This is a genomic window from Monashia sp. HAY1-5C (genome assembly GCF_056755255.1).
The window spans coordinates 1-240 of sequence record NZ_JBPGXG010000704.1 but is presented as its reverse complement, the minus strand read 5'-3'; the positions used below and the strand labels follow the sequence as shown (position 1 = coordinate 240).

At 65.8% G+C, this 240-nt stretch carries 1 protein-coding gene; it reads left to right on the top strand.

The window, feature by feature from the left end:
* Positions 1–36: 36 nt before the first annotated feature.
* The coding region (locus ACR9ZK_RS23265) for a hypothetical protein (RefSeq protein ID WP_481344277.1) at positions 37–240 on the top strand (204 nt) is incomplete at its 3' end.

The window sequence follows — 240 nt, the reverse complement described above, 5'->3', positions numbered from 1 at the left end:
ACCCTCACCGCGGCGTACTCGCGCAACAAGGCCGAAGTGACCAAGAGCAACTTCGCCATGGAAGTGAACCAGCGCCTCAACGACACCCCGCAGGAGCTGGCCTCGGTATGGCTGGGCAAGGCCTTCCAGCTGGTCGACGACGCGCGCCTGCGCCTGGGCATTGGTGGCCGTTACGTGGGCAACACCCAGTCGCCGGGCTACGGTGGTTTCATCCGCACGCCCAGCTACACGCTGGTGGAC